A 15,429-nucleotide genomic window follows, 5' to 3' on the forward strand; every position below is an offset into this window, starting at 1 on the left:
GGGGATTACCAAGCATGGCCAAGCTTTTTCATGTGGTAGCGACGTCCGCCAGACTGGTCAGTCGTAGCGACCGCCGTTCTGCCCTGAAAGGCACCGCCGTCATCACCTTGAGCGCCGTTCTTGTCTCGCTCGTGCTTACCAGCATCGCCATCATGCTGGTCGGTGAACGCGACTGGCTATCTCCCCTGGTTCTTGCCGCCCTGCTCCCTTTGTTACTGGTGGCCCCGCCACTTTATCTGTTCAGCTGCCGATTGATCGCACTGGATCGGTACAACCATCAGCTGCAACAACTGGCCCGCGAGGATCACCTCACCGGCCTGTTCAACCGCCCCCATTTGCTGGGCATGCTGGAACGGGAGCTGGCCCTCAGCCAGCGACACAATTACACCGTTTCTATCCTGCTCATTGAAATCGAGGATTTTACCCAGCTGCTGGATAGCTATGGCCGCCACACCGGGGAAAAAGCGCTTCGCCTGTTTGCCGACTGCATTCGTGAAAAAATCCGGGAAAGTGATCTTTTTGGGCGGTTTGATGGGGCCCAGTTCCTGCTGGTGCTTCCCCACACCAACTTTGATGATGCCGCGCGCATGGGGGAAGGCCTGAAGGCCCTGGCTGGCAATCTCAAGCTTTCCAGCCCGGGCACCGCCACACAGCCCGAGGAAGCGGTTACCGTATGCGCCCGTATCGGGGTCGCCAGCACAGAGAACAGCGGGCGCAGCCTCAACCCGCTACTTAACGAAGCGGACTACGCGCTTTACCAGAATCGCAACGAAGGACGTGAAAAAACGCCGCCACCGGCACTCTCCTGAACAGCCATCAACCGGGGAGGTGCCCTGCCGAAGCCCGCCCTAGTATTAAGGGCCCATTAACTCTCAACCCGTTAATACTTTCACACTACAACATTACAAAAAAGTGTCTTCCTGCTACCAAATAAATTCCATATTTGTAAATTTTTTTATTAATCTCTGTAGTGAGGATTTACATAGGAGACAGGCTAGCCAACACTGACACCGTGTTTGATCTGCCTACTTAATAAGACAAGGAAGGAGCTTATGAACGCTAAACGCTTTTTAGCGGCGAGCATTGCTTGCGCATCCGTGACCGCGACCACCACTGTCATTGCTGACGACATCCCCGAACAGTATTTCTACTTCGGTGGGCACATCAGCGAAAACTGGCTGGATGTGGGCGACCACATTGACCAAAACACCAGCGAAAACCAAGTGACCCTTCCCGGTGCCCAAATGGGTTACCGTTTCAATCGTGACTGGTCTGTTCAAGGTTGGTGGGAGCGTAACAACTCCAACACCGATCTGCTTGGCGACGCGGACATCAACATTGCTCACGGCGCCATCCGCAAACACTTTGCCGGCAACTCCGCATTCGAACCCTACGTGGGCATCGGTGCTGGTGAGTTCCGCACAGAGCCGAACAGCGACAGCTCCAACGATTTCAAAGAAACCATCGGTACTCTGGAAACCGGTTTCCAGACCATGCTGCACCCGCATTTCCTCTTGGACGTGGGCGCTCGTCCTTACTATAGCTTCCGCACCGAACGCTGGGATGCAGAAGTCTATGCAGGCCTGAACTTCATCATTGGCGGTTCCAGCGAGAAAGAAGAGCCGGCGCCGGTTGAAAATGTAGTCACCGACAGCGACGGCGATGGTGTACCAGACGAGCGTGATCAGTGCGCCAACACCCCGGCAGGCGCTCAAGTGGATGCGACCGGTTGTGAGCTGGACGACGATAACGACAGCATCGTCAACAGCATGGACGAATGTCCCAACACCCCGGCCGGAGCACTGGTTGACGACAAAGGTTGTCAGAAGTACCTGGACAAGGACGTAAAAGAGACCCTGTACGTTGAATTCGGCCACGATAAAGCCGAAGTCCGTCAGACCTCTTACCCGTCACTGGAAAACCTGGCCGAAGGTATGCGTCAGTACCCGTCCGCCAACCTGGTTCTGGAAGGTCACACCGACAGCACCGGTTCTGCGGCTTACAACAAGAAACTGTCCCAGCAGCGTGCAGATGCTGTGAAGACCGTACTTGTTGATCACTTCAACGTAAGCGCGGACCGCATCACCACCGTAGGTTACGGCGAAGAGAAGCCAATCGCTGACAACAAGACCAGCGAAGGCCGCGCAGAAAACCGTCGCGTGGAAACCATCATGAAAGCCACCACCAAGGAAGCGCAATTCCAGTAAGGAATCACGCTGACTGAAAAAGGGCCGGTTTTACCGGCCCTTTTTTTGTGCCGCGCTGCGGCCCCAACACGGTTCACGCAGGCATGCAACACGCTACAAAAGCGGCAGGCATGCGCGTTGTGGGAACGAAGCCGCTAACCGGTCGCCCCACCCCACCCACCGTTACTTTTTCCGACGATCAGCGAAAAAGCGTTTGAGCAACAGCGCACTGTCTTCCGCCAATACGCCTCCTTCCACATCTATCCGATGATTGTAGAAATCCACCGACGGCAGTTGTAGCTGGCTTTCGCACACTCCTGCACGCGGCTCACTGGCGCCATACACAAGCCTGCCGATGCGCGCATGGATCATGGCACCAAAACACATGGTGCAAGGTTCCAGGGTGACATAAAGCGTACTGCCACTGAGCCGGTAATTGCGCTCGGCTTGCGCAGCACTTCGCATGGCCACGATTTCCGCATGAGCACTGGGATCGCTGGCGATAATGGGCTGGTTATAGCCCTCGCCAAGCAACTGATCATCCCGGACCACCAGCGCACCCACTGGCACCTCCCCCTTATCTGCAGCTAAACGGGCCAGCACCAGGGCCTGTTGCATCCAGTATCGATCGTCCACTCGCTCTCCTCATCCTGTCCCCGCGCCCACAATGCGCACCTGACACGGTACAGGGGAAGTGTACCGCAAGCCCCAGCCGTACAGAATGCGCCTCATTCCGAACAATTTTACCGGCCGCTGGCGCAGGCCCTGCTTTTCATTACAATCAGGACACCGAACATATTGAGAGCTGTTATGACTGTCATTGGCACCCCTTTCACCGACAACGCTACCCGCGTCATGCTGCTGGGTTCCGGCGAACTGGGCCGCGAAGTCGCCCTGGAATTGATTCGCTATGGCTGCGAAGTCATCGCTGTAGACCGCTACGCCCATGCCCCCGCCATGCAGGTGGCGCAACACAGCCATGTCATCAACATGCTCGATGGCACTGCCTTGCGGGCTCTGGTCGAACAGGAGAAACCGGCACTGATCGTTCCGGAAATCGAAGCCATTGCCACCGATGAGCTGGTCAAACTCGAAGCCGAAGGCTATACCGTGGTGCCCACTGCCCGGGCAACCCAATTGACCATGAACCGCGAGGGCATCCGCTGCCTGGCCGCCGAAGAGCTGTCACTTCCTACTTCCCCTTATCGCTTTGCCGAAAACGAAGCGGACTACCAACAGGCCGTACGCGAGATTGGTTTTCCCTGCGTGGTGAAACCGGTCATGAGTTCGTCTGGCAAGGGGCAAAGCACGTTAAAGAACGACGCTGACGTCATGCCTGCCTGGGAATACGCACAGTCCGGGGGCCGCGCCGGCCAGGGCCGCGTTATCGTGGAAGGCTTTGTGGATTTCGACTACGAAATCACCCTGTTGACGGTTCGCCACAAGGCCGGCAACGAAATAAAGACCAGCTATTGTGCGCCCATCGGCCACCGGCAGGAGAACGGGGACTATCAGGAATCCTGGCAGCCCCAACCCATGAGTGAAGCCGCCCTGCAACGCTCCCGGGACGTCGCGCTGGCGATTACCGACGCACTCGGTGGTCTTGGAATCTTCGGGGTCGAATTGTTTATCAAGGGAGACCAGGTGTACTTCAGCGAAGTCTCGCCCCGCCCCCACGACACCGGCCTGGTAACACTGATCTCCCAGACCCTTTCCGAATTCGCCCTGCATGCCCGGGCCATTCTTGGCCTGCCTGTGCCGGCGATCGAGCAACGGGGCCCTTCAGCATCATCCGTGCTACTGGTACAGGGCCAATCAGAGGCGATGCGTTACCGTGGCCTGGACATCGCCCTGGCCGACACGGATACCGAAGTGCGTCTGTTCGGCAAGCCGGACATCAACGGCAGCCGCCGCCTGGGTGTGGCACTGGCAAAAGCTGACAGTATTGAAGCAGCACGCGATAAGGCAAACACCGCCAGCGCCGCACTCAACGTCGACCTGTAATCCCTACTAGCAACAAGGAATCGCACATGCAGAATCAGGACACACACAGCAAAGTGATCGGTTACTTACTCTGGATTTTCGGATTCATGGGCGCCCACCGTTTTTACTATGGCCGCCAGCTCACCGGCACGCTCTGGTTTTTTACGCTAGGGTTGTTCTTCATCGGCTGGATCATCGACCTGTTCCTGATCCCCGGTATGGACGACGCGGCCGACACCCGCTATGAAGCCGGTAGCGTCGATTACAATATCGGCTGGATTCTGCTCACCTTTCTCGGCATTTTCGGCGTCCACCGCTTCTACATGGGCAAGGTCATCACCGGTATTGTCTACCTGCTGACCGCCGGGTTGTTCGGGCTGGGGATTCTCTATGATTTCTGGACACTGAACGGCCAGATCACAGAGAAGAATCGTCTGGCCTAGGGAGACTTTGAAAACCCCTTACGCGCTCAGCGTGGCCTGAAGCGTGCAGCTGTTGTAACTCGTCTCGACGGGCAGGGTGGTTCCCTAATGCATTTCGAGGCCTGATACCGAAAACCCGATGTCTGACGAAGAAAAGAACGGACGAAACCGTCTTCTCTTTTAGCGTCCTGCATCGGGCATCCAGCGCAGCAATCAATTCTTCATGGCGTACTTGCCTGCCCCCAAAAACACCAGTGCCGCCGCCGTAAACAGATAAAACGCCTGCAATTCGATCGCCCAACCGCCGGAGCTACTCAGGCTGAACAATTCGCCCATATGGGCCAAAACCAGGGCGACCAGCATATTGCCGACAATCAGCGCGGCGCCAATCCGGGTCTGATAACCCACAATCACCATCACCGGCGCAATGACTTCGCCAATAAATACCCCATAGGCAAGAAACCCCGGCAAATGATGTTCCGCCAAGACACCTGAAATCCAGCCAACGCCAGCATGCAATTTGTGCACACCGTGCAGCAACATCATCAATCCCAACGACAGACGTAGAATCAACTTCCCGATATCCGGATTATTCAGCATGGACAGGCTCCATCGATTGCGGTTTGAGAAGAAACCATTCTTCACTTTCTTTCCAAAAAAGAAAAGGCCGCCATAGGGGCGGCCAGTGTGGTACAGAAGTACGATTACCAAGGTCTGCGCTAAGTGGGTGTTCCCGTTACGCGATAAATATGGCTATCGTTCATACTGCTGAACAGGGCGTCCTTTATCTTGCGCACTGCATACACACGCTGCGCCTCAATATTGGCATTCTGAACACTCTCGGCAATCAGTGCAGCGGCGACGGTACTATTACCGTTCACGCCATTGATCTGGACCTGAAGGTTTTGCTCGCCGGCCGCAGTGCGGCCCTGAACATCCAGCCTGACCAATCCCTGGTTGACGATAGTGCCAGCACCACGCCAGACATCGGCAAAGTCGATGGCATTAATGGCAAGCCGGGCATCGTGCTCCTGATTTGCATTCATGTTGCCATAGGCATTGCGAACATCGCCCATACGTTCTACCTGTAACATAGTCAGCTCCTAGCGGGGGTTAACCACCCAGTTAGTGCCCAGGCCAATCACCGTGCCCCAGTTACTGCTGGAGGTGCAGGTAATGGTTTCGCCATCCACTTTCACCGTGCCTTTATCGCTGTCGGAACCCCCGGCCCCACCAAACTCAAACGGTCCGATGAAGAAGCCACCTTCACCGCGAATGGTTTCAGTCACTTGCTGGGCAAACTCGGAACCGGCATTGATGGTGATGGTTGGGCGATAACCGACGATCATCTGTGACACGATACGTGCCAAGTTTCCGCCCTTGCCAAAGTAATAGGCATCGTCGCCGTTCTTGAAACCGGAGTGACCCGGCATGAACGGACCATTCAGGTAGTTGGCCGGCATGGCCGCGTTGAACCAGTTGCCCGGAGTCACCGTAACGATGGAGACATCTTCAAAGGCAAAACTGATGTCGTACTGGCTGGAAAAGTGTTCGGTTGACACTTTCTTGTATTCGCCCCCGGCTTCAAAGCCAAAGAAGTCGAACAGCCCGCCCAGTTCTGTTTCACCATAGACGGTGCTGTCTGACCATTGCTTGGTGGACGAATCCAGAGAGAAAGTTTTGGCAGAGCCGGCGGTAGCGGCTCCACCGAAGTTGTTACCGGTAATCCGGTTAACATAGTCCCAGGGCGTTTCACTGATCTGAAACGCGGATTGATCCTTCACCGAGTTGCCATCCTGACCCACAACCGTCACCAGGTTATCGTCATAGCGCTTGGTCGCCTCACTGATCGGGCCTTTCAGCTTCTGCATGTATTCCGTGTAGTTGCTGTTGGCTTCCTTTAGCTTTGCCTTTGCCTGGTTCAACTGCGATGCGGAAGCCAGCCCTTCATTAGCCAACCAGTCATCAAATGACTCGGTGCTGCTGGTCTGCTGTTTGAAGTTCTGGTAAGCCACATTCACGCTGGACTGGATCTGAAACAGGTTGTGCGAAGCATCCGATATCTTCTGTTGCAACGCCTGGCCGGCTTCACCGCCATCGGCCATCAGGAAATTCAGAAACATGCGGTACTGGTCGCCGAATCCCTGCTTCATGCCATAAGTATTCGGATCCACCTGCGGGCTGGCGGGCACAATATTGAGAAACTGTACTTGCTGATACGGCAGCGATCCCATCGGCGGGTTCTTGCCACCCCAGTTCCACGGGGTCGGCCCGGTCAACATTTGCGGTACGCCTTCGATCTTGATCTGATCCTGGAAGGCGGTCATGAATTGTCCCCAAAGCGTTTTCGTCATATCGCTCATAATCATTCTCCTGATGATGTTTTTTATCGGGCATTTCCATGCCTCACGATGTGCCATTTGGCGCAATCAGTATCAGAGCGAAATATCAGCGTTGGGAAATTATGGATGGTGATGAAATCCATCATCACAGATGCATTATCTGCAATGATCACAACCATCATTAACGATAATGAATGGAGGAAAAATTACCGGGTAGGATGGAGGTCACCCGGCAACCAGGGCAACGACCCACAGCGTACCTTGGGGGGAGCCGGCAATAAAAAGAGAACAAGGACGATTCATGAGCCTCGACGCATCTCTGGTACCCGAGACCATGCTCAACGCGCAACGCATCACCGCGCTACCTGAAAACCCCGATCATCTGCCTGCGGTGGACTGGAAGAAACTGGGCGCTCCGGATAACCGGATCCCTCATACCGAAACAGCCACAAACCACCAACCCGATTCTCCCTTACCCAAAGCCGACGTGGTCGTAATGACCTGGACCCTGGCAGAGTGGGCCGCCATGAATCAGGTACTCACCAACAGGCGTGATCCGCTCACACCGGATCAGTTGCACAGCCATGAATGGCAGCACGGCTGGCAGAGCTACCAGCGCGACTACTATCAGATCTATCAGTACATGGTGGATGTCTCCAAGACCTTTCAGGGCGGCGCGCCTTCGTTGTACAACGAAAGCTGGGGCAGCTTTCGGCAAGTTCGTATCGGCGACTTGAACGTCTTGCTGGTCAAATCCGGCATGCACCTGGCGCAGGATGGCAGCCAACTGCCCCTGATCCGTTTTGTTGAGCAAATCTGCCAGGAAGCGCAACCCTCCCTGCTTTTATCCATCGGTACAGGCGGCGGCGTACGCAACGAAGATGCTCTGGGCAGCGCCCTGATCACCAACCAGGCCTACTTCCATTGCCTGAAACACTTTGCCAATGCCCGTTTTAATCACAGCACGGTGACGTCCGACTGGACACCGGATAGCCGTTATCTTCCCCTTGCACAGGAGGGCGTACTGCACACCCGTGGGCCACAAATTTTACCCGTGAGCCCGCAATATCCTGCCGGAGCCCATATCGACCCGGACCCGGCCGCCGCTCAGCTGAAAGTGGTCACCGAGCAACCCATCATCACCACCGACACTTTCCTGTTCGGCACCACCGATAACGGCCTGGAAAAACTGGGCTGCCTGGTAGAGATGGACGATGCCGTTGTCGGCATGGCATGCCAGCAACAAAACACCGCTTTCGGCTTTGTGCGCAATGTGTCCGACCCGGTGATCAATGGCGACCTGCCCTCTTCGCTGCAAGACAGCTGGGCCGGTTATATCTACCGGGAGCAGGGGCTCTATACCAGCTACAACGGCGCGCTCGCCACCTGGGCTCTACTTGCCGCCGAAGCCGACCGAAAGGAGAAAAAATAATGAGCAATGCAATTCAATGGTTTTCTGTCGACCCACAGGAACAGCGAGACCAGGTGACACTCACACCACTGGCACCATTCAGCGGTGAGCAGGCACTCAGCAATGCCAGCAGCCTGTGCGCCCGGGGCAGCGAACTTTTCCTCAGCCAGCATAATGGCATGCTATCCATGCTGCTGCTGGATGAAAAAGCGCAAACGTTCACACCCATCATTGAACTGGATGCGGAGAAAACCTACCAGCAGCTCAGCCCTTTTATGCTTGGCAACCAGCTGCATTTGCTGGCTTATAACGACACTGACGGTATTTTTGATTTCTTCCGGGTAATGCCCGACCACTTCGCACACCAATACCGTTTTCAGAAAACCTACGGCGATGTCACCACCGGGTTCAGCACAGTGCATGCCTTTCCTTACCGGGATGCCAGTCTTTTCATGGCGTACAACAAGAACACCGGCACCAGCCGCCTCTATCAGCTTCACGTACCCCCCGCCAGCGCCCTCGGGGTCGAGATGACCTGGCAGAAAGACTGGGCGAAAGGTTGGGAAAACTTCAGTTTTTTTACTCTCGGCGGAGAGAATTTTTTCTTCAAGATGAACCCGCTCTACAACGCGGTGAATATCGACCATTACATGGACGACCCCTCCCAGGGGTCACATCCGGTGGGTACCAAACTCCCCCTGTCCATGGATACCACACAAATGGCTACGGTTGCCCTGCAGGAAGGCCCCGGCTTTATTGCCTACGAGACCGGTAATGGCCAACTCACCGTTAACCGTTTTCACACAGACTGTCAGGGCTGGACCTGCCAGGCCAAACAGGCGGTGAACGCGGGAAGCAGTCGACTGCTGATAATCAACGCCACCCAGGGGCCGTTAATCGCACTGATCTGATCAGTGTGTCATGTCGAAAAACCAGTCGATTACCTGTTCCACCCGGGATGGGTAATCGTGGCCTTTAATAGTGGTGATATAGATATTGTTCATCAGTGGCTTGCCCGTTTCCACGCGATGAAGGGTCCCGTCTTCCAGCTGTGAAGCAACACAATGGCTGGGCAGCACCGCAACACCCAGGCCGCCCACCACCATATCAATAGCACCGTGAATCGAGTTAATTTCCCCGGCATAGCTCAACGAATAGGCATTCAGGTTACAGCGCTCCGGCAGAGCATGCTTGAGCCAGCGATCATAGTAATACCCTGATCCGGGATAATTGATAAACGCCTGCTCCAGTATCACGCTTTCACTGGGCCGCTTGCCATCAGGCGGATCACGGCTTACCAGCACATACTCTTCCTGGCAGAACAGCCGGTATTCCAACAACGGGTGATCATTTTTTTCCGTCACGAAACCAAAATCAGCCCGGTCATCCAGCACCATCTGCACCACGTCCTGGGTGGATGTGAGCGTAATTTTCAACTCGATATCCGGGTGCACCAAGCGCCGCTCCAGCAACATGGGAAAATGCGGAGACATCAAACAACTGGGTGGCATAGCGTACGACACCAGCCCCACGATCCGGGTTTCCATGGCATGCACTTCATCCATGAACTGCTGGGTAGTGAGCATCTGGTGGCGAATGTGCTGGGTCAGCGCATCACCGGCATCGGTGAGCACCACCTTCTTGCCGATCCGCTTGAACAAGGTGACACCAACCTGCTCTTCCAGCTTGGCAATATGCTGACTCACTCCAGATTGAGTCATGTGGGCCCGCGTGGCCGCATGGGTAAAACTGCGCGTTTCTGCCGCCGCCATAAAGGCCTTGAACAGACGCGTGTCCAGCAAGGTGAAATCCCGATTGGAGAACCCCATCAGCCGGCCTCCTCCGACGGCGCTGACACAGCGAGACGCGTGGCGAACTGCAGATTCAGGCTATCGCCTGCCTGCACGTGCAGCCCGGCATAGCGAGCAAAGGGGGAAGGCGGCACAGAACAGGGCACGGATTCGCTCAGCAACGCTCGTTCGCCCAGCCCCTCGGCCAGCGGTTGCGGGCTCTCTGTCCAAAGCGACCAACAAACACAGAGATCATCGTCCAGATACAGGAACACGCCAGACAGCCCCTCTGGTATAGCTTTCAGCAATCCGGAAAAGCGGTTACAGACCGCCCCCCGGAATGTCTCTGACGTCTGCTCTGTGCGCACCGCGACCTCACTGATAACCCGCCCGGATTGCCAACTCTCACCATGATCCAGAACCTGCATGGCGCCGGTCTGGGATGGATCACCGCGAAACAGGGCGGGAAACGCACTGTGGCTGGCCGGCCGGTCCTGCTCCGTGCTGAAACTGAAAACCGTACTGTGCAGCGACGCATAGGCACGCCCGCCACAGCTTTTATGGCACGCCGACTCGTAGGTCGCCTGATCCGGGTAAAACACCAGCGCAATTTCGTCGGGCACCACCGCATGGCGGCTGGTCGGTACGATGGAAGGGATATAGGCCTGTAATCCCAGCGGCCCCATAAACTGAACCGTGGCGGGAATAAAAATCTGGCCAAGCTGGTCATACAATTTCTGCCGATGCGGGGCCGGAGCCAGTGTCGGCAAGGCATAGCCCAGCCAGACGCGCACCGCTCGTCCCTGTGGCGACGTTTCCATGTCGTTATTCTCCTTGTTGTCCGCCGGCAATCGGCTGACATAGATCCAAGGTAAAGACTGACATGAAGAAAACTAGGCAACAAGATGAATATGCAGTATATGACTCCCGTTCTGCGGAGAGCCTGAACAGGCAAAACCCTGAACCCCATTAGTATTGAGCCCCAGCCGACGGCGCCGCATACTGAGCGTTTAACTCTCGGAAACCACCATGGCAAAGGTAACAGTCTGGGAAACGCCCAAGGCAGGCAGCTTGGCCAATCTGGTTCAAAAACAGCGGCCATTGCCTCCCCTGTCCGCCGGGCATGTCCGGGTGCAGATTCATGCCGTGGGGCTGAATTTTGCAGATATTTTCGCCCTTACCGGCCTTTACTCCGCAACCCCGGAAGGCGCCTTCACTCCCGGGCTGGAATTTGCCGGCACGGTCATCGACACAGGCACTGACAGCGGCAATATTGACAGCGCCTTCCAGGTTGGCGATCGGGTTATGGGTGTCACCCGCTTCGGCGGTTACTGCTCCATCATTGATAGCGAACCGGATTACTTGATCCCCCTGCCCGACGACTGGAGCTTCGCTGAGGGCGCCGCCTTCCCGGCTCAGACCCTCACCGCTTGGTACGCTCTGAACACACTTGGCGCCATCCAGCCCGGCCAGCGCGTGCTGATTCACAGCGCCGCTGGCGGAGTCGGCTTGCAGGCCATGAAACTGGCGACACTGCTAGGCGCTAACCCTGTTGGAACGGTGGGCAGCCCCGACAAAGCCGCGATGCTGCAGGACATGGGTTTTGAGAATGTGCTGGTACGCCAACCGGATTTTGCCCGACAACTCACCGAAACCGGCCACCGTTTCGATCTGGTGCTCGACGCCATCGGCGGCACCGTCCAGCAAGCCAGCTTCGCCACACTGAACCCCATGGGCCGCCTGGTGGTTTTCGGCGCTGCGGAATTCACCCCCACCGGCAACCGCCCCAACTACCTGAAAGCCGCCTGGCGCTACCTGCGCCGCCCCCGTTATGACGTCATGGACATGATCAGCAGCAACCGATCGGTGATGGCGTTCAACCTGATCTGGTTATGGGAACAGAAAGCCAGCATGAAAGCCTTGCTCAGCGAACTACAGACCATTGCCCTGCCCCCACCCCATGTGGGCCATCGCTTTGCCTTCGACGATGCCCAAGCGGCATTGGCGCTACTGCAATCGGGGACATCGGTGGGCAAGGTGGTGCTCGAACGTTTGTGACACCAACCGCTCTGAATTCCTGCCCTCTTTAAACTGCCACAACGGTCACACCCTCTGACAATAACGTGATGACCTACAGCACTGTCCGATATATCGCACATTCCCGGCCCTGGCAATTTCTATACTCCTTGTGACACCGGTATCAAACCGGACCAAGACCACACAAGGGGGAACAATGAAACTGACGTTAATGAGCCTTTTGCCCTGCATTCTGGCGCCTGCGGTTGCCTGTGCCGGGGGTACAATTCACCTCAATAGCGAACCAGGGGATTATATTGGGGGCGGGATAACACAAACGCTCTCTGACAGTACCGGAACACTCAACCTGGATTACACACAATCCCAGCTGACCCTGGGATACGAAGATGCGAACACCGACCTGGACATGGTTTTTTCTTCACCGGACAACCAGGCACTGGAAGAAGAGCACTATCTGAATGCACAACGAAATGCCTTTAAAGGTGCCTTGCGAGCAGGCCTTTCCGTCTCCATGGATCACCGCGGTTGCAACACCATTGACGGTGACTTCTTCATTCATGAACTGGATCTCGCAGCAGCGAATCCGGTCATCGCACTGGACTTCGTACAGTACTGCGGCAATAACGATGCCCCACTGAACGGTAGCATCCGCATCAACTCCACCCTGCCAGAAAATTTACCGCATCCCGTTGCGGTTATTGAGCGCCCCATGCGCCAGCTCATTGACGACACCCCTGTAACCCTGTCTGCAGAAAAGTCGTATTCCGATAGCGGTGTTATTGCCGGCTACCAGTGGGAGCAATTGAATGGCCCCGCAATTACGTTGACGAACACGAACAGCGCAACACCATCTTTTACCGTTCCTTCCCTGCCCCTGGATGGCGAAGAACTCACACTAAAACTCACCGTCACTGACAGCCTTGGGCAAAACAATTCCCAAACACTAACGCTCCCACTGGTGAGTAAAAGTGCGCCATTAACCTATATGCAGATTAACAGCCCAGAAGGTGACTACATCGGGCAAGGCAAACAGCTGTACTTCGATGATGCATTCAGCACCTTCACCTCCAGCATTAATTACGACAATGGCGTGTCCGTACACATTGATGATGGCGATAACTGGCGGGCCGATTTTGCCGCACCCTACAATGCGGCGTTACAATCTGGCAACTATCAGGCCGAGCGCTTCCCCTTCCAGAGCGATGGACTTGGTGGACTCAGCATTTCCGGCGACGGCCGAGGGTGTAACACGCTTTCCGGTGGCTTTACCGTTCATTCCATTGCACAACAGGAAGACCAGGTCAACAGTTTCATGACCAGTTTTTTCCAGCACTGTGGCGGCACTCAGAACCCTGCCCTGCTGGGAACCATTGCGCTCAATGCTCGCCACCCCAGCGTCCCAACAGCCAATGCTGGCCCTGGATTCACAACAGGCCAGAACCAGACATTCACCCTGCACGGGCAATTCTCCTCCGACGACAGCAACATCGCAGAATATCAATGGACGCTGGACCACCCCGATATTGATATTATCAACGCAGACCAGCCTGTGGCACAGTTCGTGACGCCCAACCTGGATGCCAATGACGATGACATCATCATAACGGCCACGCTTGTCGTGACAGATGACGAAGGCTTCAAAGACCAGGACTCCACCACAATCACCGTCTCCTACCAAAACAGTGCCCCCCAGGCCAATAACGACAATCTTACTATCGGCTATTGGGGCTGGCAGTACCTGAACCCACTGGAAAACGATACCGATGCGGAAAACAACATCGATCCCGCTTCTCTTGAGATTACACAAAGCCCGAGTCGGGGTTACGTAGAGAATCTTGGGGATGGCCAACTACGGTATTTTCCCTTCTTCTTTGGCAATAAAACTGACTCGATTACCTATCGGGTGAAGGATCAGGCGGGCGCCTGGTCCAACACGGCCATCATCACGCTTAGCCACTAAGACACACGGCGGGGCCCTGCCCCGCCATTTTGCTCACTTTCAACAACGGCGAAGAAACGCCTTAATATCTTCCTCACTCTCCGGCCGCACAATACGCCCGGTTTCTTCACCGTCCCGGATCAGAATCAACGTCGGCCAGAGCTTAACCCGGAAACTACGCCCCAAGGGCCTTCCCGGCCCATCCGCTATTTTTATATGCTCAAGATCGCAGTGCTCCGCAAGCGCCGCTTCGATATCCGGCTGGGCCGCAATGCAGTAACCACACCAATTGGCGCCGAATTCAAGCAGTCTCAACCCGTCACCCTGGTCCAGCTGCTCGCGGGTAATGCTCTCATCTTCGTACTCACGCACATACGCCATCACCGTCTCCAACAAACTCGCCCGCTACCGGCAGACATACCGGCAAGTCTTATGCTTAGATGTTCCCATCTGTAGAGAACCCACTGTAATGATTCCCCTGTGGCAGACAACCAAGGTGACCTTGTGAGCGAACCGGTTTTAACAGAACAACGAGACGGCCTTTATATCATCACGCTGAATCGCCCAGAAAAACGTAATGCCGTGGACCGGCCCACCGCCGATGCGCTGCGTGCGGCCTTCGACCACTTTGAGCAGGATCCGACTCTGCATGTAGCCATCCTCCATGGCGCTGGCGGTAATTTCTGTGCCGGTGCCGATCTGTCTGCCATGGGCGACCCGGCACTGCGAAATGAGGTGGAAGCCACGGGGACAGGCCCCGGCCCAATGGGGCCGTCTCGCATGCTGTTAAGCAAACCGGTAATCGCCGCCGTATCCGGCTACGCGGTAGCAGGAGGACTGGAACTAGCCCTGTTCTGCGATCTGCGCGTGATGGAGGACACCGCCACCTTCGGTGTATTCTGCCGGCGCTGGGGAGTGCCACTAATTGATGGCGGCACCGTCCGCCTGCCCCGCCTGATCGGTCATAGCCGCGCCATGGACATGATTCTCACCGGCCGTCCGGTTAACGCAGAAGAAGCCCTGCAGATTGGCCTCGCCAATCGGGTGACCCCAAAAGGCAAAGCCCTGGACGAAGCCATCACCCTGGCCCGCCAGATCGCCGCCTTCCCACAACACTGCCTGCGTGCAGACCGACTATCCGCCTACCAGCAATGGGACAAGGACCAGGAAACCGCCCTGCATGACGAAGGCGCCGGCGGCTTCCCGGTGGTATTCGAAGAAGCCTTGGCCGGCGCGGAGCGCTTTGCTCAAGGAGCAGGCCGGCACGGAATATTTGAAAAAGATGACACGTAAAACGGCTTAAGTAGGTCGAATTTACC

At 56.0% G+C, this 15,429-nt stretch carries 16 protein-coding genes; 9 read left to right on the forward strand and 7 right to left on the reverse strand.

What is annotated here, in order from left to right; all coding sequences use genetic code 11:
• Positions 1-14 precede the first annotated feature (14 nt).
• Both CL546_RS11315 and CL546_RS11320 read left to right on the forward strand, forming a co-directional pair.
• On the forward strand, positions 15-809 hold the full coding sequence (locus CL546_RS11315) for a GGDEF domain-containing protein (protein WP_290495027.1): 795 nt from the start codon (positions 15-17) through the stop codon (positions 807-809).
• A 243-nt stretch (positions 810-1,052) separates the two neighbouring features.
• On the forward strand, positions 1,053-2,207 hold the full coding sequence (locus tag CL546_RS11320; RefSeq protein WP_290495028.1) for an OmpA family protein: 1,155 nt from the start codon (positions 1,053-1,055) through the stop codon (positions 2,205-2,207).
• 162 nt (positions 2,208-2,369) lie between these two features.
• Here CL546_RS11320 and tadA read toward each other — a convergent pair whose 3' ends face one another.
• Complete coding sequence (gene tadA / locus CL546_RS11325; protein WP_290495030.1) at positions 2,370-2,822, reverse strand: tRNA adenosine(34) deaminase TadA; 453 nt, start codon at positions 2,820-2,822, stop codon at positions 2,370-2,372.
• Positions 2,823-2,996: 174 nt separating this feature from the next.
• Between tadA and purT the strand changes: the two genes are divergently transcribed.
• On the forward strand, positions 2,997-4,190 hold the full coding sequence (gene purT, locus CL546_RS11330; protein ID WP_290495032.1) for a formate-dependent phosphoribosylglycinamide formyltransferase: 1,194 nt from the start codon (positions 2,997-2,999) through the stop codon (positions 4,188-4,190).
• 26 nt (positions 4,191-4,216) lie between these two features.
• Positions 4,217-4,612 (forward strand): NINE protein, encoded by a 396-nt coding sequence (locus CL546_RS11335; RefSeq protein WP_290495034.1) that lies wholly within the window; start codon positions 4,217-4,219, stop codon positions 4,610-4,612.
• Between the two features lie 192 nt (positions 4,613-4,804).
• Here CL546_RS11335 and CL546_RS11340 read toward each other — a convergent pair whose 3' ends face one another.
• From CL546_RS11340 to CL546_RS11350, 3 genes are all read right to left on the reverse strand, one after another.
• Complete coding sequence (locus CL546_RS11340; protein ID WP_290495035.1) at positions 4,805-5,191, reverse strand: DoxX family protein; 387 nt, start codon at positions 5,189-5,191, stop codon at positions 4,805-4,807.
• 119 nt (positions 5,192-5,310) lie between these two features.
• Positions 5,311-5,685: a hypothetical protein gene (locus CL546_RS11345; RefSeq protein ID WP_290495037.1), complete on the reverse strand. Its 375-nt coding sequence runs from the start codon at positions 5,683-5,685 to the stop codon at positions 5,311-5,313.
• 9 nt (positions 5,686-5,694) lie between these two features.
• On the reverse strand, positions 5,695-6,954 hold the full coding sequence (locus CL546_RS11350) for a hypothetical protein (RefSeq protein WP_290495039.1): 1,260 nt from the start codon (positions 6,952-6,954) through the stop codon (positions 5,695-5,697).
• 280 nt (positions 6,955-7,234) lie between these two features.
• Here CL546_RS11350 and CL546_RS11355 point away from each other — a divergent pair, with 280 nt between their 5' ends.
• Positions 7,235-8,365: a phosphorylase family protein gene (locus tag CL546_RS11355; protein ID WP_290495041.1), complete on the forward strand. Its 1,131-nt coding sequence runs from the start codon at positions 7,235-7,237 to the stop codon at positions 8,363-8,365.
• Positions 8,365-9,255: a hypothetical protein gene (locus CL546_RS11360; RefSeq protein WP_290495043.1), complete on the forward strand. Its 891-nt coding sequence runs from the start codon at positions 8,365-8,367 to the stop codon at positions 9,253-9,255. The genes CL546_RS11355 and CL546_RS11360 overlap by 1 nt, the downstream gene beginning before the upstream one ends.
• On the opposite strand, the gene CL546_RS11365 is transcribed toward CL546_RS11360, so the two are convergent.
• Together CL546_RS11365 and CL546_RS11370 are read right to left on the reverse strand one after the other, a co-directional pair.
• Positions 9,256-10,173 carry a LysR family transcriptional regulator gene (locus CL546_RS11365; protein ID WP_290495045.1) on the reverse strand — a complete coding sequence of 306 codons (918 nt, stop codon included), beginning with the start codon at positions 10,171-10,173 and terminating at the stop codon, positions 9,256-9,258.
• On the reverse strand, positions 10,173-10,955 hold the full coding sequence (locus CL546_RS11370) for a hypothetical protein (protein WP_290495047.1): 783 nt from the start codon (positions 10,953-10,955) through the stop codon (positions 10,173-10,175). Before CL546_RS11370 ends, CL546_RS11365 begins: the two co-directional genes overlap by 1 nt.
• Positions 10,956-11,163: 208 nt before the next feature.
• Between CL546_RS11370 and CL546_RS11375 the strand changes: the two genes are divergently transcribed.
• Together CL546_RS11375 and CL546_RS11380 are read left to right on the forward strand one after the other, a co-directional pair.
• Entirely contained in the window at positions 11,164-12,192 is a 1,029-nt protein-coding gene (locus tag CL546_RS11375; protein WP_290495049.1) for a synaptic vesicle VAT-1 family membrane protein, read from the forward strand.
• Between the two features lie 175 nt (positions 12,193-12,367).
• A complete protein-coding gene (locus tag CL546_RS11380) occupies positions 12,368-14,131 on the forward strand; it encodes an Ig-like domain-containing protein (RefSeq protein WP_290495051.1) in 1,764 nt (587 codons plus the stop codon).
• A 39-nt stretch (positions 14,132-14,170) separates the two neighbouring features.
• Here the strand turns inward: CL546_RS11380 and CL546_RS11385 are convergent, their stop codons facing one another.
• Entirely contained in the window at positions 14,171-14,491 is a 321-nt protein-coding gene (locus tag CL546_RS11385) for a thioredoxin family protein (protein WP_290495053.1), read from the reverse strand.
• Positions 14,492-14,614: 123 nt separating this feature from the next.
• Here CL546_RS11385 and CL546_RS11390 point away from each other — a divergent pair, with 123 nt between their 5' ends.
• On the forward strand, positions 14,615-15,403 hold the full coding sequence (locus CL546_RS11390) for a crotonase/enoyl-CoA hydratase family protein (RefSeq protein ID WP_290495054.1): 789 nt from the start codon (positions 14,615-14,617) through the stop codon (positions 15,401-15,403).
• Positions 15,404-15,429: the final 26 nt, after the last annotated feature.

This window comes from Alcanivorax sp. (assembly GCF_002726155.1).
GTDB lineage: Bacteria > Pseudomonadota > Gammaproteobacteria > Pseudomonadales > Alcanivoracaceae > Alcanivorax.